21 protein-coding genes, 1 tRNA gene and 1 pseudogene are annotated in these 23,352 nt (G+C 52.1%); 7 read left to right on the top strand and 16 right to left on the bottom strand.

The annotated features are described in order from the left end of the window. Positions 1 to 18: 18 nt before the first annotated feature. The 6 genes from FCH32_RS01085 to prmB are packed head-to-tail and all read right to left on the bottom strand — an operon-like array spanning position 19 to position 4,570. Entirely contained in the window at positions 19 to 297 is a 279-nt protein-coding gene (locus FCH32_RS01085; protein ID WP_096756331.1) for a YfcL family protein, read from the bottom strand. A 32-nt stretch (positions 298 to 329) separates the two neighbouring features. Beyond that, positions 330 to 878, bottom strand: coding sequence for an elongation factor P hydroxylase (locus tag FCH32_RS01080; RefSeq protein WP_174360327.1), 549 nt, complete (start codon positions 876 to 878; stop codon positions 330 to 332). Beyond that, positions 878 to 1,687 carry a sulfite exporter TauE/SafE family protein gene (locus FCH32_RS01075; RefSeq protein ID WP_096756329.1) on the bottom strand — a complete coding sequence of 270 codons (810 nt, stop codon included), beginning with the start codon at positions 1,685 to 1,687 and terminating at the stop codon, positions 878 to 880. Before FCH32_RS01075 ends, FCH32_RS01080 begins: the two co-directional genes overlap by 1 nt. Continuing rightward, positions 1,687 to 2,511 (bottom strand): penicillin-insensitive murein endopeptidase, encoded by an 825-nt coding sequence (mepA, locus tag FCH32_RS01070; protein WP_137362117.1) that lies wholly within the window; start codon positions 2,509 to 2,511, stop codon positions 1,687 to 1,689. The genes FCH32_RS01075 and mepA overlap by 1 nt, the downstream gene beginning before the upstream one ends. Positions 2,512 to 2,514: 3 nt before the next feature. Further along, positions 2,515 to 3,600, bottom strand: a complete 1,086-nt coding sequence (aroC, locus tag FCH32_RS01065) for a chorismate synthase (protein ID WP_096756327.1) — start codon at positions 3,598 to 3,600, stop codon at positions 2,515 to 2,517. 37 nt (positions 3,601 to 3,637) lie between these two features. Beyond that, positions 3,638 to 4,570, bottom strand: a complete 933-nt coding sequence (gene prmB, locus FCH32_RS01060) for a 50S ribosomal protein L3 N(5)-glutamine methyltransferase (RefSeq protein WP_174360326.1) — start codon at positions 4,568 to 4,570, stop codon at positions 3,638 to 3,640. A 166-nt stretch (positions 4,571 to 4,736) separates the two neighbouring features. Between prmB and smrB the strand changes: the two genes are divergently transcribed. Then, the gene (smrB, locus tag FCH32_RS01055) at positions 4,737 to 5,288 is read left to right on the top strand and encodes an endonuclease SmrB (RefSeq protein WP_096756325.1); all 552 of its coding nucleotides are present in this window, start codon (positions 4,737 to 4,739) and stop codon (positions 5,286 to 5,288) included. Between the two features lie 108 nt (positions 5,289 to 5,396). On the opposite strand, the gene sixA is transcribed toward smrB, so the two are convergent. The 4 genes from sixA to FCH32_RS01035 form a co-directional block, all read right to left on the bottom strand. Further along, positions 5,397 to 5,882, bottom strand: coding sequence for a phosphohistidine phosphatase SixA (gene sixA / locus FCH32_RS01050; protein WP_137362116.1), 486 nt, complete (start codon positions 5,880 to 5,882; stop codon positions 5,397 to 5,399). A 208-nt stretch (positions 5,883 to 6,090) separates the two neighbouring features. Continuing rightward, the gene (gene fadJ / locus FCH32_RS01045; RefSeq protein WP_174360325.1) at positions 6,091 to 8,238 is read right to left on the bottom strand and encodes a fatty acid oxidation complex subunit alpha FadJ; all 2,148 of its coding nucleotides are present in this window, start codon (positions 8,236 to 8,238) and stop codon (positions 6,091 to 6,093) included. Then, on the bottom strand, positions 8,238 to 9,548 hold the full coding sequence (gene fadI, locus FCH32_RS01040; protein ID WP_115257885.1) for an acetyl-CoA C-acyltransferase FadI: 1,311 nt from the start codon (positions 9,546 to 9,548) through the stop codon (positions 8,238 to 8,240). Before fadI ends, fadJ begins: the two co-directional genes overlap by 1 nt. A gap of 176 nt (positions 9,549 to 9,724) precedes the next feature. After that, a complete protein-coding gene (locus FCH32_RS01035; RefSeq protein ID WP_115257884.1) occupies positions 9,725 to 10,009 on the bottom strand; it encodes a YfcZ/YiiS family protein in 285 nt (94 codons plus the stop codon). A gap of 371 nt (positions 10,010 to 10,380) precedes the next feature. On the opposite strand from FCH32_RS01035, the gene fadL reads away from it, so the two are divergent. Beyond that, positions 10,381 to 11,661: a long-chain fatty acid transporter FadL gene (gene fadL / locus FCH32_RS01030; protein ID WP_115257883.1), complete on the top strand. Its 1,281-nt coding sequence runs from the start codon at positions 10,381 to 10,383 to the stop codon at positions 11,659 to 11,661. A gap of 60 nt (positions 11,662 to 11,721) precedes the next feature. Here the strand turns inward: fadL and mlaA are convergent, their stop codons facing one another. Continuing rightward, complete coding sequence (mlaA, locus tag FCH32_RS01025) at positions 11,722 to 12,477, bottom strand: phospholipid-binding lipoprotein MlaA (protein WP_096756318.1); 756 nt, start codon at positions 12,475 to 12,477, stop codon at positions 11,722 to 11,724. Positions 12,478 to 12,765: 288 nt separating this feature from the next. Here mlaA and FCH32_RS01020 point away from each other — a divergent pair, with 288 nt between their 5' ends. From FCH32_RS01020 to FCH32_RS01010, 3 genes are all read left to right on the top strand, one after another. Next, positions 12,766 to 13,707 (top strand): formate/nitrite transporter family protein, encoded by a 942-nt coding sequence (locus FCH32_RS01020; RefSeq protein ID WP_115257882.1) that lies wholly within the window; start codon positions 12,766 to 12,768, stop codon positions 13,705 to 13,707. Positions 13,708 to 13,782: 75 nt separating this feature from the next. After that, positions 13,783 to 13,857: transfer RNA gene (locus tag FCH32_RS01015), tRNA-Arg, on the top strand. Between the two features lie 109 nt (positions 13,858 to 13,966). Next, positions 13,967 to 14,506 carry a DUF2058 domain-containing protein gene (locus tag FCH32_RS01010; protein ID WP_096756304.1) on the top strand — a complete coding sequence of 180 codons (540 nt, stop codon included), beginning with the start codon at positions 13,967 to 13,969 and terminating at the stop codon, positions 14,504 to 14,506. 51 nt (positions 14,507 to 14,557) lie between these two features. On the opposite strand, the gene pgtA is transcribed toward FCH32_RS01010, so the two are convergent. The 3 genes from pgtA to pgtC are packed head-to-tail and all read right to left on the bottom strand — an operon-like array spanning position 14,558 to position 19,024. Further along, positions 14,558 to 15,805: a two-component system response regulator PgtA gene (pgtA, locus tag FCH32_RS01005; protein WP_115257857.1), complete on the bottom strand. Its 1,248-nt coding sequence runs from the start codon at positions 15,803 to 15,805 to the stop codon at positions 14,558 to 14,560. Beyond that, positions 15,795 to 17,804 carry a two-component system sensor histidine kinase PgtB gene (pgtB, locus tag FCH32_RS01000; protein ID WP_146716696.1) on the bottom strand — a complete coding sequence of 670 codons (2,010 nt, stop codon included), beginning with the start codon at positions 17,802 to 17,804 and terminating at the stop codon, positions 15,795 to 15,797. The genes pgtA and pgtB overlap by 11 nt, the downstream gene beginning before the upstream one ends. After that, positions 17,801 to 19,024 (bottom strand): phosphoglycerate transport regulator PgtC, encoded by a 1,224-nt coding sequence (gene pgtC, locus FCH32_RS00995; RefSeq protein WP_117343683.1) that lies wholly within the window; start codon positions 19,022 to 19,024, stop codon positions 17,801 to 17,803. The genes pgtB and pgtC overlap by 4 nt, the downstream gene beginning before the upstream one ends. 391 nt (positions 19,025 to 19,415) lie before the next feature. Here pgtC and pgtP point away from each other — a divergent pair, with 391 nt between their 5' ends. Further along, positions 19,416 to 20,807: a phosphoglycerate transporter PgtP gene (gene pgtP / locus FCH32_RS00990; protein WP_115257854.1), complete on the top strand. Its 1,392-nt coding sequence runs from the start codon at positions 19,416 to 19,418 to the stop codon at positions 20,805 to 20,807. A 114-nt stretch (positions 20,808 to 20,921) separates the two neighbouring features. On the opposite strand, the gene FCH32_RS00985 is transcribed toward pgtP, so the two are convergent. After that, positions 20,922 to 21,164, bottom strand: coding sequence for a YfdY family protein (locus tag FCH32_RS00985; RefSeq protein WP_115257853.1), 243 nt, complete (start codon positions 21,162 to 21,164; stop codon positions 20,922 to 20,924). Positions 21,165 to 21,603: 439 nt separating this feature from the next. On the opposite strand from FCH32_RS00985, the gene lpxP reads away from it, so the two are divergent. Then, positions 21,604 to 22,524, top strand: a complete 921-nt coding sequence (gene lpxP / locus FCH32_RS00980; RefSeq protein ID WP_115257852.1) for a kdo(2)-lipid IV(A) palmitoleoyltransferase — start codon at positions 21,604 to 21,606, stop codon at positions 22,522 to 22,524. A 41-nt stretch (positions 22,525 to 22,565) separates the two neighbouring features. Here the strand turns inward: lpxP and FCH32_RS23335 are convergent. After that, positions 22,566 to 23,180: pseudogene (locus FCH32_RS23335) on the bottom strand (lysozyme inhibitor LprI family protein). Positions 23,181 to 23,352: the final 172 nt, after the last annotated feature.

Here is a 23,352-nt window from a genome sequence, read left to right as displayed (position 1 = left end):
ATCCGGCCCGCAAGGCAATTATTGTTGTGTCGCCTTCTGGAACAACGTGTCCCACATCTCTTTTACTAACGCCTGGTCACGCGGCGAAAGTTCGCCTGCGCTGATGGCTTTTTCCAGGCTGCTGGTAACATTGGCGTACAGTGCCTCAGCGGAATGGTCGTCGCCGCCGTCCAGTTCTGCCACAGCCAGCGTCAAGTGTCCACGCAAGTACCCACTGGCAAACAGCTCATCATCGCTGGCGTGTTCTACCATATCGTCGATTAGTACCAGAATGCGTGATTCAAACTCCGCGATCATCTTATTTCCTCATTGTAAACGTGGCAGCCGCTTCAGTTGAGCGCTTCGGGCCACGGGAATTGTTCCGCCTTAAGTTCAGGCGTGTGATAATAATTCTGTAACGCACGAATAAAACACGCCGGACGTTCAGGAATGCCGTTTTCCAGATACGCCATCACCTGAGCATGAACACGCCGCTGGAACACCACGCGATCCGGTTCAAAGTCCCCTTCCAGGTTGTCGCAGCTAACGTTAAACGGATAGCCCGCCGCCATGCAGAACAGCCAGTCAAATGCCTGGGGTTTCACTTCCACGTCTTCAAACTGACATTGTGTTTTAGCGTCACGCCCGTCCGGGCAGTACCAGTAACCAAAGTCGACCAGTTCACGGCGCGCTTTACCGGCAATGCACCAGTGTGAAATTTCATGTAGTGCACTGGCGTAGTAGCCATGGGCAAAAACGATCCGGTGATACGGCAATTCTGTATCTGCAGGAAGGTAGATCGGTTCGTCATCGCCTTTAATCAGACGGGTATTAAATTCATCGGCAAAGCAGCCGTTAAAAATATCAATTAACTGTTCATAGTGATGGGTCGTATTCATTAGTTCATCCCCAGCCAGTGGAGAATCTCCTGTCCATGATTATCATAAAGTAGCTTGGCGCTCATCACTGCGGAGACAATGACGATCATTGGCCGAATCAGTTTTTGTCCTTTGCTGAGGACCAGTCGCGACCCCATTCGTGCGCCAATAAATTGACCGATGAGCATCACAAAACCGGTGGCCCAAATCACTTTGCCACCCAGCGCGAACAGCAGCAGCCCGCCGATATTCGAGGTGGCATTCAAGACTTTGGCGTGCGCCGTGGATTTCGCCAGGTTGTAACCGCACAGCATGACAAAGGCCAGCGCGTAAAACGATCCGGCTGCCGGGCCAAAAAAGCCATCGTAAAAACCGACGCAGCCCCCGGCGACCAGCGCAAAAGGCAGGCCGTACAGCCGACGCTGTCGGTCTTCTTCACCCAGCTTAGGCATTAACAGAAAGTAGAGACCGATACAGATAACCAGAATCGGCAGGATCTGGCGCAAAATGTCCGACTGCACATGCTGGACCAGCAGCGCGCCGCTCATTGAGCCGATGAAGGTCATGGCGATATTAAGCTTCTGGTCAGCCAGGTTCACCACGCCACGGCGGATAAAATAGAGCGAAGCGGAGATGGACCCTCCGCAGGCTTGCAGTTTATTCGTTGCCAGCGCCTGAGCTGGCGGCATGCCTGCGGCCATCAGCGCAGGAATGGTGAGTAAACCGCCGCCACCCGCCAGGGAATCAATAAATCCCGCCAGAATGGCCACAAAAAAAAGAACGCCCAACAGCAGCGGAGACACCATAAACAGATCGGCAAAATTATCCATTAAAGTACATGCTCATCCAGTAGCGCCTGGCAGGAAGGCGGCAACGGAGGCGGTGTCTTCTTCTCAGGCTTAGTGGTTCCCGGTTTAGGAGGTTCGAACCAGCTTTGCAGCTCCGCGCCACAGCCATCACCCGGTGGAGGTAACGGTTGATCTTCGCACTCAAGACTGTCGGCAGGACAACGTAACCGGACATGCATATGTGCACGGTGTTGGAACCATGGCCGCACTTTACGTAACCAGTCCCTGTCGCTCCCTGCATCCAGACAAAGTTGCTGTTTAATTGCCGGATTCACGAAAATACGCGTTACATCATTATCTTTTGCCGCCAGCCTGATCAGACTGAAAATCTCCGGCTTCCACAGTGACGGTACGACACGTTTGCCATCCTGAGCGACCAGATCCAGCGCCTGTGGTCGCAGCAGTTGCGACTGCGTCCAGCGCGTCTTTGGCAGTTGCAGGAAAATATCGACATCCAGCCCCGTCTGGTGGCTGGCGTGTCCGCCGTTGAAACGTCCACCGGCCGGCATACCCATATCGCCGATTAACACCGTCCCCAGTCCCAGATTATTGGCCTGGGTACTCAGACGCTGGATGAACGTCACCAGGTCAGGATGACCAAAATAGCGACGTTGATCGGTGCGCATCACCTGATAGTGTTCGGACTGTACGGGCAGCGTCTCTGCCCCCACAATGCAGCCATTGGAAAACGCGCCGATAGACTGCGCGCTACCTGCCACCGGGTGGGTAATTTTCTGCCAGGGCGTCGCCGCCAGGCAGGCCGAACTGGCAAACAGTGCCAGCGCCGCAAGTGCCGTTTTTTTCATTTCTTACCAGCGTGGAATGTCAGTCTTTACATCCGCATTCTGCGCCCGCTGACGCAGCAGGTGATCCATCAGCACAATCGCCAGCATGGCTTCTGCGATCGGCACCGCACGGATCCCAACGCACGGATCGTGACGTCCTTTGGTTATCATCTCGACTTCTTCGCCAAAGCGGTTAATAGTGCGCCCGGGAACGGTAATACTGGAAGTCGGTTTCAGCGCCATATGTGCAACAATTTGTTGCCCGCTGCTGATGCCCCCCAGAATGCCGCCAGCATGGTTACTCTGGAAACCCTCTTTGGTGATTTCATCACGGTTCTGACTACCGCGCAACGCAACAACGTCGAAGCCGTCGCCAATCTCCACGCCTTTCACCGCATTAATGCTCATCAACGCATGGGCGATGTCAGCATCCAGACGGTCAAAAACAGGTTCGCCGAGACCGGCCGGTACACCGCTTGCAACCACGGTCACTTTTGCACCGATGGAGTCACCCTCTTTCTTGAGTGCGCGCATCAGTTCATCCAGCGCGGTGATTTTGTCCGGATCCGGGCAAAAGAACGGGTTTTGTTCGACCTGAGACCAGTCTTTAATTTCCAGCGGAATATTGCCCATTTGGGTCAGGCATCCGCGGATTTCGACGCCGAATTTTTCCGCCAGGTATTTTTTGGCAATCGCCCCGGCCGCCACGCGCATTGCCGTTTCGCGCGCGGACGAACGCCCGCCGCCACGGTAGTCACGCACGCCGTATTTCTGCTCGTAGGTGTAGTCGGCATGGCCTGGACGAAAAACATCCTTAATGGCGCCGTAATCCTGCGAACGCTGATCGGTATTTTCAATCAACAGGCCAATACTGGTGCCGGTGGTGACGCCGTCAAACACGCCGGAAAGGATTTTCACCTGATCCGGCTCGCGACGCTGCGTGGTGTAACGCGAGGTTCCCGGACGACGTCTGTCGAGATCGTGCTGCAGATCAGCTTCTGTCAGCGGAATACCCGGCGGAACACCATCAACGATACAGCCGAGCGCCAGCCCGTGTGATTCACCGAAGGTCGTTACGCGAAAGAGTTGTCCAATTGTGTTTCCTGCCATCACCGCTCCGTTATCGTTGTTGTGTGTGCGCGTGTCGTTAATCTTTATAGATGCTGAAATGTTCGCGAGCGGCAATCAGCTGCGCTTTGGTCAGCATGAATACGCCATCACCGCCGTTGTCGAATTCCAGCCACGTAAACGGCACGTCCGGATATTGTTCCATCAGATGTACCATGCTGTTACCGACTTCACAAATCAGAATACCGTTGTCTGACAGGTAGTCCGGCGCATTGCCAAGAATGCGACGGGTCAGCTTCAGCCCATCACTTCCGGACGCCAGGCCCAGCTCAGGTTCGTGGCGATACTCATTCGGCAGATCGGACATATCTTCCGCATCCACATACGGCGGGTTGGTCACAATCAGGTCATACTGTACTTTCAGCAGGTCACGGAACAGATCGGAGCGGATCGGCGTCACGTGATTGATCAGACCATGCTCTTCAATATTGTGCTCGGTCACCGCCAGGGCGTCAGTGGAAATATCCACCGCGTCCACTTCGGCTTCCGGGAAGGCATACGCGCAGGCAATAGCAATACAGCCGCTGCCGGTACACATATCGAGAATGTGCTGCGGCTGCTCGCTGATAATACCGGCAAAGCGATTATTGATCAGCTCGGCAATCGGTGAGCGCGGCACCAGCACGCGTTCATCAACATAGAATTCGTGACCGCAGAACCAGGCTTTGTTGGTCAGGTAGGCAACCGGGATACGCTCGTTAACGCGGCGAATTACGCGCTCAACAATACGGTGGCGTTCGCTGGAGGTCAGGCGCGCAGTGCGCATATCTTCAGGAATATCCAGCGGCAGGTAGAGTGACGGCAGCACCAGTTGTACCGCCTCATCCCATGGGTTATCCGTCCCGTGACCATACCAGATATTCGCCGCGCTAAAACGGCTGACCGCCCAACGCAACATGTCCTGAATGGTATGCAGTTCACTCACTGCTTCATCAACGAAAATTTTATCCACGTATTCCTCCAGGGCATGCTCGTATTAAATTCGGCGGCTAGTTTGCCACGAAGACGGCGATAAATCAGCATTCACGCCGAGCCTGAGCGCGAAAATTGCGTTTTAAGCGATCGGATGCCCATCGAGTCGGGTTAAACTAACGGAAAATAAAAGATGAGACGCTCAAATGAAAAAGAAAACATCGCTCAGCGAGGAGGATCAGACGCTGTTTCGCCAGTTGATGACCGGCACTCGTCAAATTAAGCAGGACACGATTGTCCATCGACCGCCGCGTAAAAAAATCACCGAGGTGCCGGTTAAAAGGCTGTTGCAGGAACAGGCTGATGCCAGCCACTATTTCTCTGATGAGTTTCAGCCGCTGTTGAATACAGAGGGTCCGGTCAGATATCTGCGGGCCGACGTCAGCCACTTTGAACTGAAGAAAATGCGCCGTGGTGACTACTCCCCGGAACTGTTTCTTGATTTACACGGGCTGACGCAACAGCAGGCTAAACAGGAACTCGGGGCGCTGATTGCCGCCTGTCGTCGTGAACACGTCTTCTGCGCCTGCGTCATGCACGGCCACGGAAAGCACGTTCTGAAACAGCAAACGCCGCTTTGGCTGGCGCAACATCCGCACGTGATGGCTTTTCATCAGGCGCCTAAAGAGTACGGCGGCGACGCCGCGCTGCTGGTACTGATTGAAGTGGAAGAGTGGTTACCGCCCGAACTTCCCTGAGAACGGAAAACAAAAAGAGCCGCAGTTGCGGCTCTTTTTATTGCAGGCTCATGTCAAAGACGTTTTACCGGATGGCTGCGCTCGCGCTTGATCCGGCCAACGAAACGACTATATCGCTTTCGCCATCTTCAGATTACACGGGCTCATCTGCCAGTTGAAAACGCCCTTTCCGCTCTCATCAAGCGTGACGCTGGCAATCGCAGATGTGGTAAACATCGGCGGCGTTTCACCCGGACACAGCTCGGACACCAGATATCCCACCAAAGGCAGGTGAGAAATGACCAGCGCCGTAGCGACACCTTCATTGGTCAGTGCCTGTAAATAGGCGCTGACCAGACCGACATCGCCGCAGGGAGTCAGCTCCGGCAAAACATCCACACCGGTTGGCAGGTTCATACATTCCCCGACCACATCCAGCGTTTGTTCGGCTCGCAGGAACGGGCTCACCAGAACACGTTCGATATCCACTTTTTGACCTTTCAGCCAGTTCGCCATCAGGCGAGATTCGTCACAACCGCAGGAGGTTAAGGGACGAACCGAATCACTGGCGGCATCGAGGGCCGCGTCGCCGTGACGCATGATAAAAACTTGCATATTGCACCGCTTTTGTTAACCAGAAACACCAACACCTTTAGCCAACGCCCCTATTGGCGAGGGTAAATGTGTGGTGGCCGGCATTGTGCCTTATCCATTCACCGAATGAAACGCTGTTTTTTACCTTAATGGCGTAAGTATAGTCAATCTCTGTTTACATTTTGAGCTTGACTCGTACATTCGGTGCGGATTCATCTTACCTTTGACCTCATGAATTCAGGTCAGTTTCCCCGTGTTTCCAGAAACTCTCTCCGCGTTCCGCCATCTGCAGTAACGGTTCACACGGCGTAAACCGGGAACCATACTGTGTGGTCAGTCGTTGCAGAACCGCAACCACTTCACCCGCCCCGAGGGAGTCCATATACCGGAACGGGCCGCCGAGGAATGGCGGAAAACCAATACCAAACACAGCGCCGATGTCACCATCGCGTGCGCTGCGGATAATCTTCTCATCGAAACAGCGTGCCGCTTCGTTGAGCATTAACATGACACACCGCTCTGCAATCTGCGGGCCACTGAGTCTGCTCTGTCCCTGAACGCCAATAAGCGTATAAATTGCAGGGTCGACCTGTTTTTTGCTTTTACGCCCTTTCGCACCATAAAGATAGAAACCCCGACCATTTTTTCTACCTTTGCGATCATCATTCAAAATTGAAGCAACAATATTTGCAGGTGCGCTAAAACGTTCACCGTAAGCGGCTTCCAGTACAGGTATAATTTTAGTGCCTGTATCAATTCCGACCTCATCCAAAAGTTGGATTGGCCCTACCGGAAAACCAAACTTTACCAGCGCAGCATCAATCTGCTCAACGCGCTCGCCCTCGGTCAATAAGCGGATAGCTTCGTTGATGTACGGAGCAAGAATGCGATTTACATAGAACCCGGCCTTATCCTGCACCACAATCGGCGTTTTCCCCTGTTTTTTCGCCAGTTTAACCGTGGTGGCAATAGTGCGTTCGGACGTAGTTGTATGAGGAATAACTTCCACTAGCGGCATTTTTTCTACCGGACTAAAGAAGTGCAAACCAATGACCTGCTCAGGTCGCGCCGCATTGGCCGCAATGTCGCCAATGGGTAGAGATGAGGTGTTGGAGGCAAAAATGGTATGAGGCGCACAATTGTGCTCAACATCTGCCACCATCTGTTGTTTCAACGCCAGATCTTCAAACACTGCCTCAATTACCAGATCTCGATGCGCAAAACCGCGAAAATCGGTGGTGCCTGAAATCAGCGCCAGCTGTTTGTCACGCTCGCCGGCTTTGAGATGGCGGCGGCGAACTTTTGTTTCAAGCTGATCCCAACTGTATTTCAGCGCGTGGTTGATTCCCTTAGCATTGATATCTTTGATACGCACCGGCAAGCCGCCTTTGCAGGCCGTCACGTAGGCAATTCCCCCGCCCATCAGACCCCCGCCCAGAACCCCGACGCTGTTTAGCGGACCGGGTTGTACCTCGCTACCGGGATCTTTTTTCACGTCGGTGTTTGCAAAAAAGACGTTACGCAGAGCCTGAGACTGCGGCGTCATCGCCAGCTCACCAAACGCGCGGGCTTCGGCGTCATAGCCGCTGCTGCTGCCCTGCGCCAGACCAGTCTCGATCACCTCAAGAATACGATGGGTTGCAGGGTAATTTCCCTGCGTTTTCTGTGCGGTCTTTTTACCGACCATACGGAACAGCAGCGCCCGCCCCAGCGGTCCGGCCAGAATGCGTTCCCGTACCGGCAGGCTATGGTGTACCGAACTCTCCTTTTTAGCCAGTTCCACCGCTGCTTCCAGCAAAATGGTCTGCGGCACAACCTCGTCCACCAACCCCACTTTCAGCGCCTGTTTAGCGCGTAATTGTTTGCCGGTCAGGATCATGTCCAGCGCAGTGCTAACGCCAATCAGACGGGGCAACCGCTGCGTGCCGCCAGAGCCGGGTAACAGACCAAGCTGTACTTCCGGCAGGCCCAGCACGGTTTTAACGTCATCAGTACAAATGCGGCTATGACACGCCAGCGCCATCTCCAGACCGCCGCCCAGACAGGCACCGTGAATGGCAGCGATAACCGGGATCGGCAACGCATTAATTTCCGCCATCATCTGTTGCCCCTGACGAGCCAGGGTTTCGGCTTCCTGCGCACTGCGGCAGTTGCCGATCATATTGATATCCGCCCCGGCGATGAAATTATCCGGCTTCGCCGAAATAAACACCACGCCACGCAGATCTTTGTTATCGCGAATTTGTTTCAAAATAGCCCGCACCTGAGAAGCAAACTCTGCTTTCAGGGTATTCATTTTCTCTCCGGGCACATCAATGGAGACCACCGCCACGTTATCCAGACGCACGTGTAGCGTAAAAGCCGATGCCATTTCCATTATTCCGCCTCCAGAACCATTGCCGCACCCAGACCACCCGCCGCACACGCGGTGACCAAACCAAACCCACCACCACGACGCCGTAATTCATGCAGCGTTTGGGTGATCATGCGCGCGCCGGTCGCGGCGAAAGGGTGTCCGTAGGCAATCGAACCGCCCAGCACGTTAAATTTGCTGTCATCCACTTCGCCAGTGGCATGTGCCCTACCCAGAACGTCACGAGCAAAACGTTCGCTGCCAAGCAGTTGAATATTCGCCAGCGTCTGCGCGGCAAAGGCTTCATGCATATCAATCAGCGTGAGATCGGCCAGAGTCAGGCCCGCGCGCTCCAGAGCCAGCGGCGTCGACCACGCCGGGCCCAGCAGCATATCCTGCCAGACGTCGATGGCAGTAAACGCAAAACTGCGTAGATAGCCCAGCGGCACCAGTCCCAGCTCTTTCGCCCGGGACTCCGTCATCAAAATCACCGCAGCAGCGCCGTCGGTCAACGGTGTACTGTTTGCCGCCGTGACGGTGCCATGTTTACGGTCAAACGCCGGGCGCAGTTTGGCGTAATCCGCCAGCGTAGAGTTTCCGCGAATATTGTTATCTTCTGAGAAGGGATCTTTAAACGGCGGAGCATAGGTGGTCATCACCTCGTCTGCCAGTTTGCCTTCGGCCCAGGCCTGAGCGGCTCGCTGATGCGAACGGTACGCCAGAGCATCCTGCTGCTCACGCGTGATGCCGTAGGTTTTCGCCATTTGCTCTGCCGTATCCCCCATACGTAAGCCGGTGGAATACTCAGCAACTGCAGGTGGAACCGGCATCAGGTCGCGCAAACGCAGTCGGGAAAAAAGCTTCAGCCGCTGACCGGTGGTGCGGGCTTTATTGACGTCCACCAACACCCGCGCCAACTTTTTGCTGACGCCAATTGGCAGCACGGAAGAGGAGTCGGCCCCGCCAGCAATACCCGCACGGATGGTTCCTGCCATCAGGCTTTCCGCGACATTCGCCACCGCCTGAAAACTGGTGGCGCAGGCTCTGCTCACGCTGTAGGCATCGGTATGTACGTTCATCCCGGTGCCCAGCACAATTTCACGGGCGATATTGGGCGCTTCCGGCATTTGCACAACCTGGCCAAAAACCAGTTGCTCAATGGCATCGGCAGGAATTTCACTGCGCGCCAGCAACTCACCGACGACCATTTTTCCCAAATCAACGGCGGGAATGCCATGAAACGCGGTTGCCTGACGGGCAAAAGGCGTACGCAATCCGCTCACAATGGCGATGCGATCGCCCTGACGGGTAACCAGCGGTAAAGCCTGACTCATAACACTCCCCTGTTAAAAAATAAAATAAGTGGTCTGACCTGATCACAGTCTTAACCAATTTTTTACATTTAGCCAAGTGGAGAGAAATGAAAGTGGGAGCTATGGCACAGTGAATAATCACTGCTTGTTACGAAAATGCCCTTGTCAGAAGGTGGCAAGGGCACTGAAAGAAGGGATTAACGCAGACCCAGCTGGAAGATCAGGGTTTCGGCTTCACAGGCGAAAACAAAATCGATATCCAGACGAACACCCTCAGCTTCTTCAGTAAAGGTTGGGGTGATTTGGCAAGGCTCAGATTCTACGCCACGCGCCTTCTCGGTGAGAGCAGCCAGCGTTTCTTCTGCCTGTGCGCGAGTCGCGAACACACGGCTGTATGACGCGGTGCAATCGGTGTTGTCCATGATGGTACCAACATCCATACAGCAGCAAACCGGGGTTTCATCAGCACTGCATTTACTCATTGTAGATTTCCTCTGTATTCGCACCAAGGGTGCCAGATAAACGTTGGGGATATTTTACGCTCCCATTATCCTCCTCTCCAGTCGTTAATTGTGCGAAATGCGATAAGCGACCGAAATCACACTTAAAAATGATCCAAAACAAAAATCGCCCGAACAGGTGAGTGCGCATCCCCGCAATTTTGCCAGCTGGATCGCGTTTTTAAGATCATATTTGAAAAAACTTATAAACATACTTGCAACATTCCATCTGGTCGGACCTATACTCTCGCCACTGGTCTGATTTCTATGTGGTACCTCAGACCCTACACTTCGCGCTCCTGTTACGGCATGTAACATTGTTTGTATAAAAATAAATCGATGAGGTTATGGTCATGAGCCAGAAAACCCTGTTTACAAAGTCTGCTCTCGCAGTCGCAGTGGCAATTATTTCCACACAGGCCTGGTCTGCAGGCTTTCAGTTAAACGAATTTTCTTCCTCTGGCCTTGGCCGGGCATATTCGGGTGAAGGCGCTATCGCAGACGACGCAGGTAACGCCAGCCGCAACCCGGCACTGATCATGATGTTCGATCGCCCTACTTTCTCAGCAGGTGCGGTGTATATCGATCCAGACGTTAATATCTCCGGTAAATCGCCATACACCGGGCGCAGCACCAATGCGGACAACATCGCCCCGACGGCATGGGTTCCGAATGCGCACTTCGTGATGCCTATTAACGAGCAGTTTGGCTGGGGCGCGTCTGTCACCTCTAACTATGGTCTGGCGACCGAATTTAACGACAGCTACATTGTCGGTGAATACGGCGGCAAGACCGACCTTAAAACGGTCAACCTTAACCTCAGCGGCGCCTATCGCCTAAATGATAGCTGGAGCTTCGGCCTTGGTTTTAACGCCGTTTATGCTGACGCCAAAATTGAACGTTATTCCGGTGAAATGACCGCAGCATTACCGAAGGTCAGCCCTAAAATTGCAAGCATGGAAGGTGATGAATGGGGTTACGGCTGGAACGCGGGTATTTTGTATGAGCTGGATAAAGATAACCGCTGGGGCTTAACCTATCGTTCAGAAGTTAAAATCGATTTCGACGGTGATTATAAGAGCGGCATCAGAAGCCAGGCCAACGGCTTACCGGGTGCTGGCGTGACGTTCCCATGGGGTACAACCAACACGACCGTTCCGGGCGCATTGACGCTTAACCTGCCGGAAATGTGGGAACTGTCTGGCTATAACCGCGTAGCACCGCAATGGGCCGTTCACTACAGCATCGCTTACACCAGCTGGAGTCAGTTCCAGGAGTTGAAAGCAACGGGCACCAACGGACAAACATTGTTCTATAAAGAAGAAGGCTTCCGGGACTCTTACCGCCTCGCGCTGGGTACGACCTACTACATGGATAAAAACTGGACGTTCCGTACTGGTATCGCCTACGACGATAGCCCGGTTCCTGCGGATAAACGCTCCATCTCCATTCCAGACCAGGACCGCCTGTGGCTGAGCGCGGGTACGACCTACGCGTTCAATGAAGATGCGTCTATCGACATCGGTGCTTCTTATATGCACGGGCAGAACGTGACCATCAAAGAAGGTCCATATACCTTCGAATCTGAAGGTAAAGCCTGGCTGTTCGGTACCAACTTTAACTACGCATTCTGATTTTCTTCAGGCGTAAAAAAGGTGAGCTTTTTAGCTCACCTTTTTATTTGTACCTCTTCCTTATTCGGAATCGATATCTTTTAAATCATCCTGAATAGCTTGCGCGTTCGGGTTTTCTTCTGGTTTGAGTTTCCCGCCGTTCGCGATGAAGTCATGACGCTGGAAGTAAGCTTCACGCACCATAATGTACGGATCGGAAGATTGACGCAGCAGACCGTCGGAGTCGAGCAGTTGCGCGCGGGTTTCAATCCCTTCAATGGTCCATTTACCGACCGACAACGGCCAGGTCAGCCACGACAGAACCGGATACAGCGTATCCACCATATCACCACCGTCATCACGTACCGTGAAGCTGCCGTAGAACGGAAGCTGCATATACGGACCGTAACCTACATCATAGTGACCTAACGTACTGCCGAAACGATGTGGTTCAACGCGCTGCAGTTTTGGATTCGCCATGCCCGCAACATCGATAAAGCCGCCCATACCTAGCAAGGTGTTCAGGAAGAAACGGGTGAAATGCACCATCCCCTGATAAGGATCGCCCTGAAGGAAATAGTTGACCATTACGGCCGGCTCTTCGAGGTTGCCCGTAAAGTTGCTCAAACCGTTTCTGGCCGGCTGCGGAACATAATCACGCCAGGCTACAGCCACCGGTCGAACAACATACGGATCCAGCACATTAAAGTTGAAGTTGTACATGGTGCGGTTGAACCCTTCAAACGGATCCGAGCGCCCCTGCTGTTCTGTACCGGAGCTCGCACACCCCACCAAAAGTGTGGTTCCCAGCGCAAGCGCCGACAGGCGAAGCTTCATAAGTGTCTCCCTGTGTATTATGGCTATCGCTGATTGCCATCCATGACGGAACAATAAGGTATCCGCCGGTTTAGATGTGAGCGATTGTAACAGCACGTCAAACGATGTCTATATACCCTAACTTACTGATTTGATCATAGCCTGGTAAGGTAGACCTCGCGGTGTTTCTATTTTACCGAATCCGATAAATACAAACGTTACCATTTTTGCGATTTCAGAGTTTCTCCCGCCAGTTCCTGGATAAAAACCGCTACGCTTTAGCAATACGTGCTTATTCAGGACTCAAAAATGAATGACATCGAAAAAGAAAAAATTGATCAACACAGCGACGAACTCGAAGTAGAAAGTGAAGAGAAGTTGCAGGGTAAAAAGATAGAGGTCGACGAGGACCGACTTCCTTCCCGCGCCATGGCGATTCACGAACATATTCGCCAGGACGGGGAAAAAGAGATGGAGCGCGATGCGATGGCGCTGCTGTGGTCAGCTATCGCCGCTGGGCTATCGATGGGAGCCTCTTTACTGGCAAAGGGCATTTTTCACGTACAGCTTGAGGGCGTTCCCGGCGGGTTCTTACTGGAAAACCTCGGTTATACCTTCGGGTTTATCATCGTTATAATGGCCCGCCAACAGCTCTTTACCGAAAACACCGTAACCGCTGTCCTGCCGGTCATGCAAAATCCAACCCTCGGCAATTTTGGTTTACTGATGCGTCTGTGGAGCGTGGTCTTGCTGGGTAACATTATCGGCACCGGCATTGCGGCATGGGCGTTTGAATATATGCCAATTTTTGATGAAGAGACTCGCGACGCCTTTGTCAAAATTGGGATGGACGTTATGAAAAATAGCCCGACGGAGATGTTTTCCAACGCGATTATTTCCGGTTGGCTGATCGCCACTATGGTGTGGATGTTTCCCGCAGCGGGCGCGGCAAAAATTGTCGTCATTGTTCTGATGACCTGGCTTATTGCGTTGGGTGATACCACGCACATCGTCGTCGGCTCGGTTGAGATTCTCTACCTGGTCTTTAACGGCACGCTGCACTGGAGCGACTTCTTCTGGCCGTTCGCGCTTCCAACACTTGCCGGGAATATTTGCGGTGGGACATTTATCTTCGCGTTGATGAGCCATGCGCAAATTCGCAATGATATGAGCAATAAACGCAAAGAAGAGGCCCGATTAGAGGCGGAGCGGGAACAAAAAAAGCAGAAAAACCAGAAGAAACAATCCTGAATGGCGACTGTTTGAGCAGTCAGGCGGACACAGACTTACCGTTGCAGGTAAAAAACGCTATACTCGTGCCGCTTCGTCCCCTTAGTTAAATGGATATAACGAGCCCCTCCTAAGGGCTAGTTGCAGGTTCGATTCCTGCAGGGGACACCATAGCCTGCCATTTTATCCCCGACGCTTTGCAACTCCCCGCAATCTGGCATCCCCCCGGACGTTAAGGGTATAATCCTGAGAACTCTTTTTACTGGATTTAGAAACGAATATGACAAAACTCACCCTACAAGAGCAGATGCTTAAAGCTGGCTTAGTCACCAGTAAAAAAATGGCGAAGGTGCAAAGAACGGCGAAAAAGTCGCGCGTTCAGGCGCGTGAGGCCAGAGAGGCGGTTGAAGAAAATAAAAAAGCACAGGTTGAGCGTGATAAGCAACTCAGCGAGCAGCAAAAGCAAGCAGCCCTGTCGAAAGAATACAAAGCTCAGATTAAGCAGCTGATTGAAATGAATAAAATCACCATTTCAAGAGGCGATATTGGTTATAACTTTACCGACAACAATCTGATTAAAAAAATCTACGTTGATAAAGTTACCCAGACTCAGTTAATCAAGGGGCGTCTTGCCATTGCGCGTCTGGCCGCTGAAAGTGATCGCGAGAGCGAATACGCCATCATCCCGGCGGTGGTTGCCGATAAGATCGCGCAGCGTGACGCCAGCTACATTGTCTTAAATTGCGAACTGAGCCAGGAAGATAAGGACGAAGATGACCCGTACGCTGACTTTGTCGTACCTGATGATTTGATGTGGTAAGAGATATGGCCAGATGATTTTCTGGCCTCTGTTCGAATATTTCGATGAGCGCTAGAACTTATAGTGCTCTTTACTCAGCCCGTATTTTCGCATTCTCAGATACAGCTTCTTACGCGGAATTTGCAGATACTCTGCCACCTCATTAATCCGCCCCTGATGGATATTGAGCGCTTCCGTGATGATTTGTCGTTCATACTCTTCTACCCGACGATCCAGCGGGGTCGGCTCGGGCATATGCATCTGCGGGTTGGCAGTTTCAGCCAACGGGAGTAACCCGACGGCAAACAACTCTGCGGCATTTGCCAGTTCCCGTACATTGCTCAACCATACTCGTCGCCGCATGCCTTTTAGCAATTCCCCGTCGACTTCAGGCACGGGATGGTTTAACCGCAGACAGGCTTTATGCAGGTAGTGATGAAATAACGGCTCAATGTCGTCCGGGCGCAGAGACAGCGGTTGGCAGGCGATTTGCGTCATGGCAAAGCAATAATAGAGTTCTGCAACAATCTGGTGGGTTGCCGCCAACTCCACCAAGGACGTCTCCCCGATCCCAATCAAGCGAAAAGGACGCCGCTCTTGACTTTGCAACTGCACCAGATGGTGCTGCTGCTCGCGCGTCAGGCATTCAATATGACTCAGTACCAGCGTTCCACCTTGAGCCTGATCAATGAGCGCGTTGAGCTGAACCGCATTTCCGGATGTCAGGTCTGCACGTATAAATGGCCCGTGGACATTGCGCCCAAGCTGATGCAGATACCGCGCGCCCGTCATGCGTCCTGTTCCGGGTTCACCATAAAACCAGACGGCGATATCCGTTTCTGCCAGTTGCTGTAGTCGCTGGCGGAATTGCGTTGCCCAGTCACTGTATCCGACCAGTTCAACCTGTAATTTCTGCTGGCAGTAATGACGACGCGCAATTACGGACTGCCTCTGACGCAGGGCATCCTCAACCTGCGCCAGCAGCTTGCCAGGATCGACCGGTTTTTGCAGAAAGTCCCATGCGCCTTTCTTCACTGCATCCACCGCCATCGGGACATCGCCGTGCCCGGTGATCAGCAGGATCGGCAGTTGATTATCATCCTGATGAAACAGAGTCATCAGATCGATCCCCGAACAGCCTGGCATACATACATCGCTTAATACGATCCCTGGCCAGTCGGCAGGCATCAGATTTCTGGCGTCAAACGGATTGTTACAGGCCAGGACGCGATATCCTGCCTGCTCCAACAATAACGTGTAAGCATCGAGCACATCGGCATCGTCATCAATCAGCAGAACAGAACATTCATCACTCAACATCATTTACATCCGTCAGGTTGAATTGCAGGACTACGCAGGCATTGCGCTCCAGCGTTGACGCCAGGCGTAACTCACCGTTCATTTGCGTCATTAACGATACACAAATCGACAAACCAATGCCGAGACCCACATCCTTACTGGTCGTAAATGGCTTCAATAGCGACGGTAACAACGCCTGAGGCCAACCGGGTCCGTTATCAGCGATCAATACGCACAGCGTTTTGCCCTGAGCCCGCCAGCTCACCTCAATTTCAGCCGTAGCCGGACAGGCGTCGAGCGCGTTTGCCAGCACATTAACCAGTACCTGCTGGATCCTAACCTCATCACCGAGGACCCATACGGTCTCCGGCAGGAGCGTCAGCCTGCCCTGCTGTGGCTTATGACGCATGGCTAACAGTTCCCAAGCCGCACTAAAAGTTTGCCGCAAATCAACCGGATGCAACGGCGCCCCCGGCTCGGCCCGACGCGCAAACTGGCGCAGCGAGCGAATAATGGCATCAATGCGGGTAATCAGCCCTTGCGCTTTGGTTAAAGTGCTTCTTGCCTGCGCTGGTTGTCCCTGTTCAATGGCCCTTCCCGCCGTAAACAAGTACATCGATAGCGCGTTCAGCGGTTGGTTTATTTCATGCGCCAGAGTGGTCATGGTCTGGCCGACCACCGCCAGTTTCGCCGTCTGAATCAGCTCATCCTGCGTGGCGCGAAGATCGGACTCAATCTCTTTACGCTCAGCCACTTCCTGCTCAAGCTGATTTTTTTGCGTATTAAGCTGCCCCAGCGTATGGCGTAGCAAGCCCGCGATGCGCCCTAACTCATCGCGACCATACACCGGGATAGTTGCATCCGTTCTACCGAGACCGATCTGCACCACGGCCTGATTCAGTGCGGTAAAACGCTTCACCAGTCGGGAGCGGATAAAGTAGTGGTTGAGCGTCCAGGCGAGAAGCAGCGCCAGTAACGTCGCCAGCAGAATCAGTCCACCGCTGACGCGAACAATCTGCTCCAGGCGCTGATTAAACATCTGCATTTGCTGATGACTGCTGCCCAGTTGCGCCTCAAGCAAGGTACGAAAGCGCCCAAGCGTCGCTTCTCTGGCGTGATTAGCATCAACGAGGGCCTTTTGCGCCGCCACGTAGTCGCGCATTGTGTCGGGCATTTTATTTTTCATCATGCCAATTTCCAGCAACTCATCAATAGTTTGGCGCAACGTTATGGTACTGGGCCAGTCATCCAGCGTACGGATATTTTCATCCGCCGTTGTTTTCAAATTTGCCAGATAACGAATGTGGGTCTCCACCAACATACCGTCATCGCTACCGGACTTCAGCTCGTTCAGCCTGTCACGCAGATCGTCGACGATTTGATTCTCAATTCTCGCCAGTGTGTAAACCTGCTGCTGTTCGTTTTGCACTTCCCGGGCACGTTTCAGGTATTGCGCCGCATCACCATTTTTGGCCTCAATTTGATCCAGCAGAGTTCCCTGTTGCCAGGTAAAATCCTGCACCAGTGAGTTCAACTCGGTCGTAAAATCATCATGCAGCCAATCTATGCGCGCAGACAATTCACTTACTTTTTCTCGCACCAGAAACATGTTGTAGAGCACCCTGTCCAGCTCCGTCATCAGGGTACGGCTGTCTTGCAAAATGACCGCCAGTTGCTGCTGTTCCGCGGGCTGCAATCCACGGCTTAACGCCTCAATCTTATCCAGATGCTGGATTATCTGGTTGCGCAGTTGCAGTCTTACCGTGGTATTGGGAGCCAACAGGAACTCATTGAGCTGATCCACCACCAGGTTGAGATTGCCTTCAATTAAAAAAGCGGAATGGACGCGCGGGAAGTAGTCATCCAGCGAATAGCGGATCTGCGAGCTCTGCTCATGCCAGGAATACAGACTGACGCAACTCACGCTTAACGTCAGCAACGCCCCTGTCAGGAAGGCCCCGCGCAGACTGCTGCTAATGCTAAGCTGACGAAGACGTTGCAGTAACGACCCGCCCTTCATTTTAATTCTTCCAGTTTGGCGATAGCCTGGCGCTGGTTTTTGAGAAACCATAGCTGCCATTCCATCATCTGCTGTTCAGCAACGCTTTTATTCTCGAATTGCGCAAGCCAGGCCTCATCTTCACTACTGCTGGCGTCTATCGGGACGCTGGTCAATAACGCTCGTATTTCAGGGAGAGGCCGTTTTAGCCGCGCTTCGGCGCTATACAGCGCTCGCCAGGCATCCTTCAATTGCGCGAGACGAAAACTGATGGCGGTATCAAACATCCGCTGCACCAGCTGCTGCCGCTTGAGGATCAGGCGATAATTTAGTGGTGGCTGGTCCATCAGTATGGCCTGCTGAGCAGCACGCGGATTATTGGCGGGCAACCGCGTGACCGGATATTTCCCGGTATTCGCATCGGCAAGGATCCGCTGCCCTTGAGGACTCAATAAATAGCGAATAAAACGACGGGCTTCACCGGCATGCTGGCTATTGTTCAACACCGCCACATAAGTTGGCGACACCGCGGAATGCGGAAAATAGTTAAACGCCAGATGCGGGTCGTTGAGCAGCAGGTTGGCGTAATTATCAATCACCGGCCCGGCGACGCCTAATCCACTCTTAATTTTGTCAGCAACACCGAAACTGCGCGAGGAAATCGTCACCAGATTGCCGGCACTTGCCAGCAGCGTCGCCCATCCTTGTTCCCACCCTTTTTGCTGCAGCAGTGATTCCACCATCAAATGGTTGGTATCCGAACGTGACGGGCTACTCATCAACAGCGCGCCCTGATACCGGGGGTGCGTTAAATCCCCCCAGTCAGTCGGAGCCGGTAAATGCCGAGCCGCCAGCGCAGAACGGTTAATCAACAGGCCAAAACCTGATATTGCCACCGCCACGGACGTAGAACGGATGGACTCCGGCACCAGGCGTTGACTCTCAGGCAGCGCATTATCAAACGGAGCCAGCTTCTGATGTTCCTGCAAATGCTGCAACAGCATGGGAGAGGAGGTCAAAATCAGATCAACATTGTCCGCGTTCGCTGTATCGAGCAGTTGTTCCAGAGAGGCACTGGTGCGGTTTAGCGTACGAATCATTACCGACCCTGGCTCGGTTTGCCATTGCTGGATAATCCATGCCGTCGCTCCTGGGGAGAACGTCGTGGCCATGACGAGCTCTTTACCCTGTGCCTGGCTGGCCGTAGACAGCAACGTAAAACAAAGCGACAGGATGATCATCCGCCCCTGGTCGCAAAGCCTGTTTGTGATCCCGTTCATAAATACCAACATGTTCAAAAAATAATATTGAGACAAAACTTACCCGTTTACCCCAACTCAGGGGAAAGGTAAGGTGGTTATAAAAATAACCAAGCCGAAAGCGAAAGCATGGGTACAGAATACCTTAAATTACCGATTAAAATTGTTAGTATCCGCACATGCTGGCTATAAATCCCCGCTAAAAATAAAAAACACACACCTCTGTTAATTTAAAAGAGTCAAAATTAGTCATTCTTTGGTTAAGTTGAGTCAATACTGACACATTTCATTGAGTTGAATTCCATCACCGTTTATTTCACCCTGCACAACGAAAACTCCTGATATTCACATCAATATAAATTTAGGTGATGATATGCTTTCAATATTTAAGACAGGGCCATCGGCAAATAAAGTCCCGCCGGAGCAAGTCCAGGCGACATATGGTCGATACCGGATGCAGGCGCTACTTAGCGTATTTCTCGGCTATCTTGCGTACTATATTGTACGTAATAATTTCACACTCTCTACGCCGTACCTGAAAGAACATCTGGATCTCAGTGCCACCCAAATTGGTCTGCTCAGCAGTTGCATGTTGATTGCCTACGGGATCAGTAAGGGTATTATGAGCAGCCTGGCCGATAAGGCCAGCCCCAAAGTCTTTATGGCATGCGGTCTGGTCTTGTGCGCCATCGTGAACGTCGGGTTAGGTTTCAGCACCGGATTCTGGATATTTGCCACACTGGTAGTGTTCAACGGCTTATTCCAGGGGATGGGTGTTGGCCCCTCATTTATAACTATTGCCAACTGGTTCCCACGTAAAGAACGTGGACGCGTTGGCGCCTTCTGGAATATCTCGCACAACGTTGGCGGCGGTATTGTCGCCCCGATTGTAGGCACCGCTTTTGCCATTCTGGGTAGCGAACACTGGCAAAGCGCCAGCTATATTGTCCCCGCCTGTATCGCCGTGTTATTTGCCTTTATTGTTCTAATGCTGGGTAAAGGTTCGCCACGTAAAGAAGGTTTACCACCGCTGGAAGAAATGATGCCGGAAGAAAAAGTCGTGCTCAACGCCCGACAGGTAACCCAGGCACCGGAGAATATGAGCGCCTACCAGATCTTTTGCACCTACGTGCTGCGTAATAAAAATGCCTGGTATGTCTCTCTGGTGGACGTGTTTGTCTATATGGTGCGTTTTGGCATGATCAGCTGGTTGCCGATTTACTTGCTTACCGAAAAACACTTCTCAAAAGAACAAATGAGCGTGGCATTTCTGTTTTTTGAATGGGCGGCCATTCCTTCCACATTGCTGGCCGGTTGGCTTACCGACAAGTTGTTTAAGGGGCGCAGGATGCCGCTGGCAATGATTTGTATGGCGCTGATCTTCGTCTGTCTGATCGGCTACTGGAAAAGTGAATCCCTGGTGATGGTAACTATTTTCGCCGCCATTGTCGGTTGCCTGATTTACGTTCCTCAGTTTCTGGCATCCGTGCAGACCATGGAAATCGTCCCCAGCTTCGCCGTCGGTTCAGCCGTAGGGTTGCGCGGATTTATGAGCTACATTTTTGGTGCATCACTAGGAACCAGCCTGTTTGGTGTTATGGTCGACAAAATGGGGTGGCACGGGGGATTTTACCTACTGATGGGGGGGATCGTCTGCTGTATCGTGTTCTGCTACTTGTCTCACCGCGGCGCGCTGGAGTTGGAACAACAGCGAAAAGATGCCCAGCAAGAGGAAGCGGCTTTAGAGCTTGCTGATGCCCGGTAATCTGTTCCAGGTCGATAAAAAAGTGCCAGCATCGCTGGCACTTCAGGATATTCCTATCCTGGATGAAAAAACGTGTGACACTCATTTTGTTATCATCATTAATGACACGTCGATTTAATGCTTCCCGTCACCGACCATAAAGCGGATGATCAGCCCACAGGTCGGAGCCAGAAAAAGAAATATTCCCGTAACCATTTCATCACCATGAGTCAGCCACAGAGTAGTGAAGTAAATTAATGCCGCCAGGATAGCCATGCCGATTAAAGAACTGATTGATGCCAACGCGCCCAAAACCTGCCAGATATAGCAACTAACGCACAGAATGCTCAATATGAGAAAGGTCCAGAAATAGAGCATAGCGGTACCTCCTGTCTGCCGTAAAACGTCATGTAAGTCCTTACACTCCTTGAATTTATAGTCTAAGACAATTCCTATACACAGGCAATCCAGGCAACATTTTTGTTACAATAAATACGGCTATGGCGGCGAACCTCGACATCAGATGGACAGTTAACCAGCAAAAAAACAACAGGTTATACCCCTGTCCCTATTTCAGTTTCTCTCCCGCATAAACATTTACGCTTATTGAGGATTTATCTCTGGCTGACATTAATCTCTAGGTGGTAAAGTATAAGCCCGATCATTCATGCCCCCCCATGGTTTTGTCCTGACTAAGTTTTACACTCTTTACAGGAACCATTGTCCTTCATGGTGGCCTAACGATCAGTATCAGAGTGTAACGCTGTCGACAAAGAATCTTCGCGATACATCTTATTAGTATCAACAACAGGTGCTTATGTTCCCCCAATGTAAATTTTCACGCGCGTTTTTGCATCCGCGCTACTGGCTCACATGGTTTGGTGTCGGTGTGCTCTGGCTCTTGGTGCAACTCCCCTACCCCGTATTGTGCTTTTTGGGTACGCGTACCGGAACGCTTGCTCGCCCGTTTTTAAAACGTCGTGAATCTATTGCCCGTAAAAACCTCGAACTGTGCTTCCCGAATCTGCCACAGGCAGAACGAGACAGGCTGGTCGAAGAAAACTTTCGTTCTCTTGGCATGGCACTGCTTGAAACCGGCATGGCCTGGTTCTGGCCTGACCGTCGCGTGCGTAAATGGTTTGACGTCGAAGGTCTCGACAACCTGAAGCGTGCACAGTCGCAAAACCGCGGCGTGATGGTAGTAGGCGTACACTTTATGTCTCTGGAGTTGGGAGGCCGCGTGATGGGGCTTTGCCAACCCATGATGGCAACCTACCGCCCGCATAACAATAAGTTAATGGAGTGGATCCAGACCCGTGGTCGGATGCGCTCAAACAAAGCCATGATCGGTAGAAATAACCTGCGTGGCATTGTCAGCGCCCTGAAAAAAGGGGAAGCCGTATGGTTTGCTCCCGATCAGGACTACGGTCGCAAAGGCAGTTCGTTTGCACCCTTTTTCGCCGTCAAGGACGTCGCGACAACCAATGGTACCTACGTACTGTCACGTTTATCAGGTGCTGCGATGTTGACCGTCACCATGGTGAGAAAAACGGACAATTCTGGCTACCGTCTGTTTATCACGCCGGAGATGGAAGGTTACCCTACTGATGAGGGCCTGGCTGCGGCTTATATGAACAAAATAATTGAAAAAGAGATTATGCGTGCACCCGAGCAGTATCTCTGGATCCATCGTCGTTTCAAAACCCGCCCGATGGGTGAAGCCTCGTTATATACGTAAAAAGAAAGGCCATCTGGCCTTTCTTTTTTTCTGCGGCTGAATTACTTAATGCCCCATTTGTTCTGTAGTTCAGTCATCCGTAGACTGTATTCGCGGGAAAGACAGGCAGGCTTATCCTGCTCTTTCCAGCACTCGTTGCGGCCTTTGATCCAACCGCGCTGCTCGGCTTTCAGCGTCGAATCATTGTTTGATTTCACCAACGCCTGCTTGTAGATGCCATTCAGTTTCAAGTCCATTGCGGAAAGTGACGGGCTCTGACAAATAATGTCCTCCATACTTCCCTTGTCGACCGCGGCACAGGAGAAAGACGGGCCAGCATTCACCGATTTTTTCGCTGGTGCATAGCTCTTCTCATCGTCAGGCTGGCAAATCCCGTGCTTACGATTAGGGCCAGTCTAGGAAACGGCCGGGCTACCGTCATCATTACGGGAAATAGAAACGGTATTTTTACCGCTTTTCGCTTCCCAGTAATTTTCGTTGAATGTCTTAACGGTGGCTTTCTCTCCATCAATCCAGACATTACCTTTACCATCACTATTCACACCACCAATACTTGCACAGCTGAAATTCAACGCTTGCGGGGCTGCCGCCATCGACGTCAGTGGGGTAAGAACGAGTGCTAACATCATTAATCTGGTCATTTTTAACCTTTTCATTATCAATTTTTGCGCAAAATTAGCCGCATTATGAGTATGGTGATATGAGAATTCTCTGAGTAATCAGCGCGTCGCTCAGTGGCGATTCATTGCTGAAGGAAATCAAACTGTCGCCGATTCACGACACATGTAAGTTATTAAAATTAAATAAAAAAATGCCTCTTGTCTCGCT

The organism is Citrobacter gillenii (assembly GCF_013337685.1).
Lineage (GTDB): Bacteria > Pseudomonadota > Gammaproteobacteria > Enterobacterales > Enterobacteriaceae > Citrobacter > Citrobacter gillenii.
The sequence above is the reverse complement of the archived record's forward strand: the minus strand, read 5'-3'. Positions and strand labels throughout refer to the sequence as shown.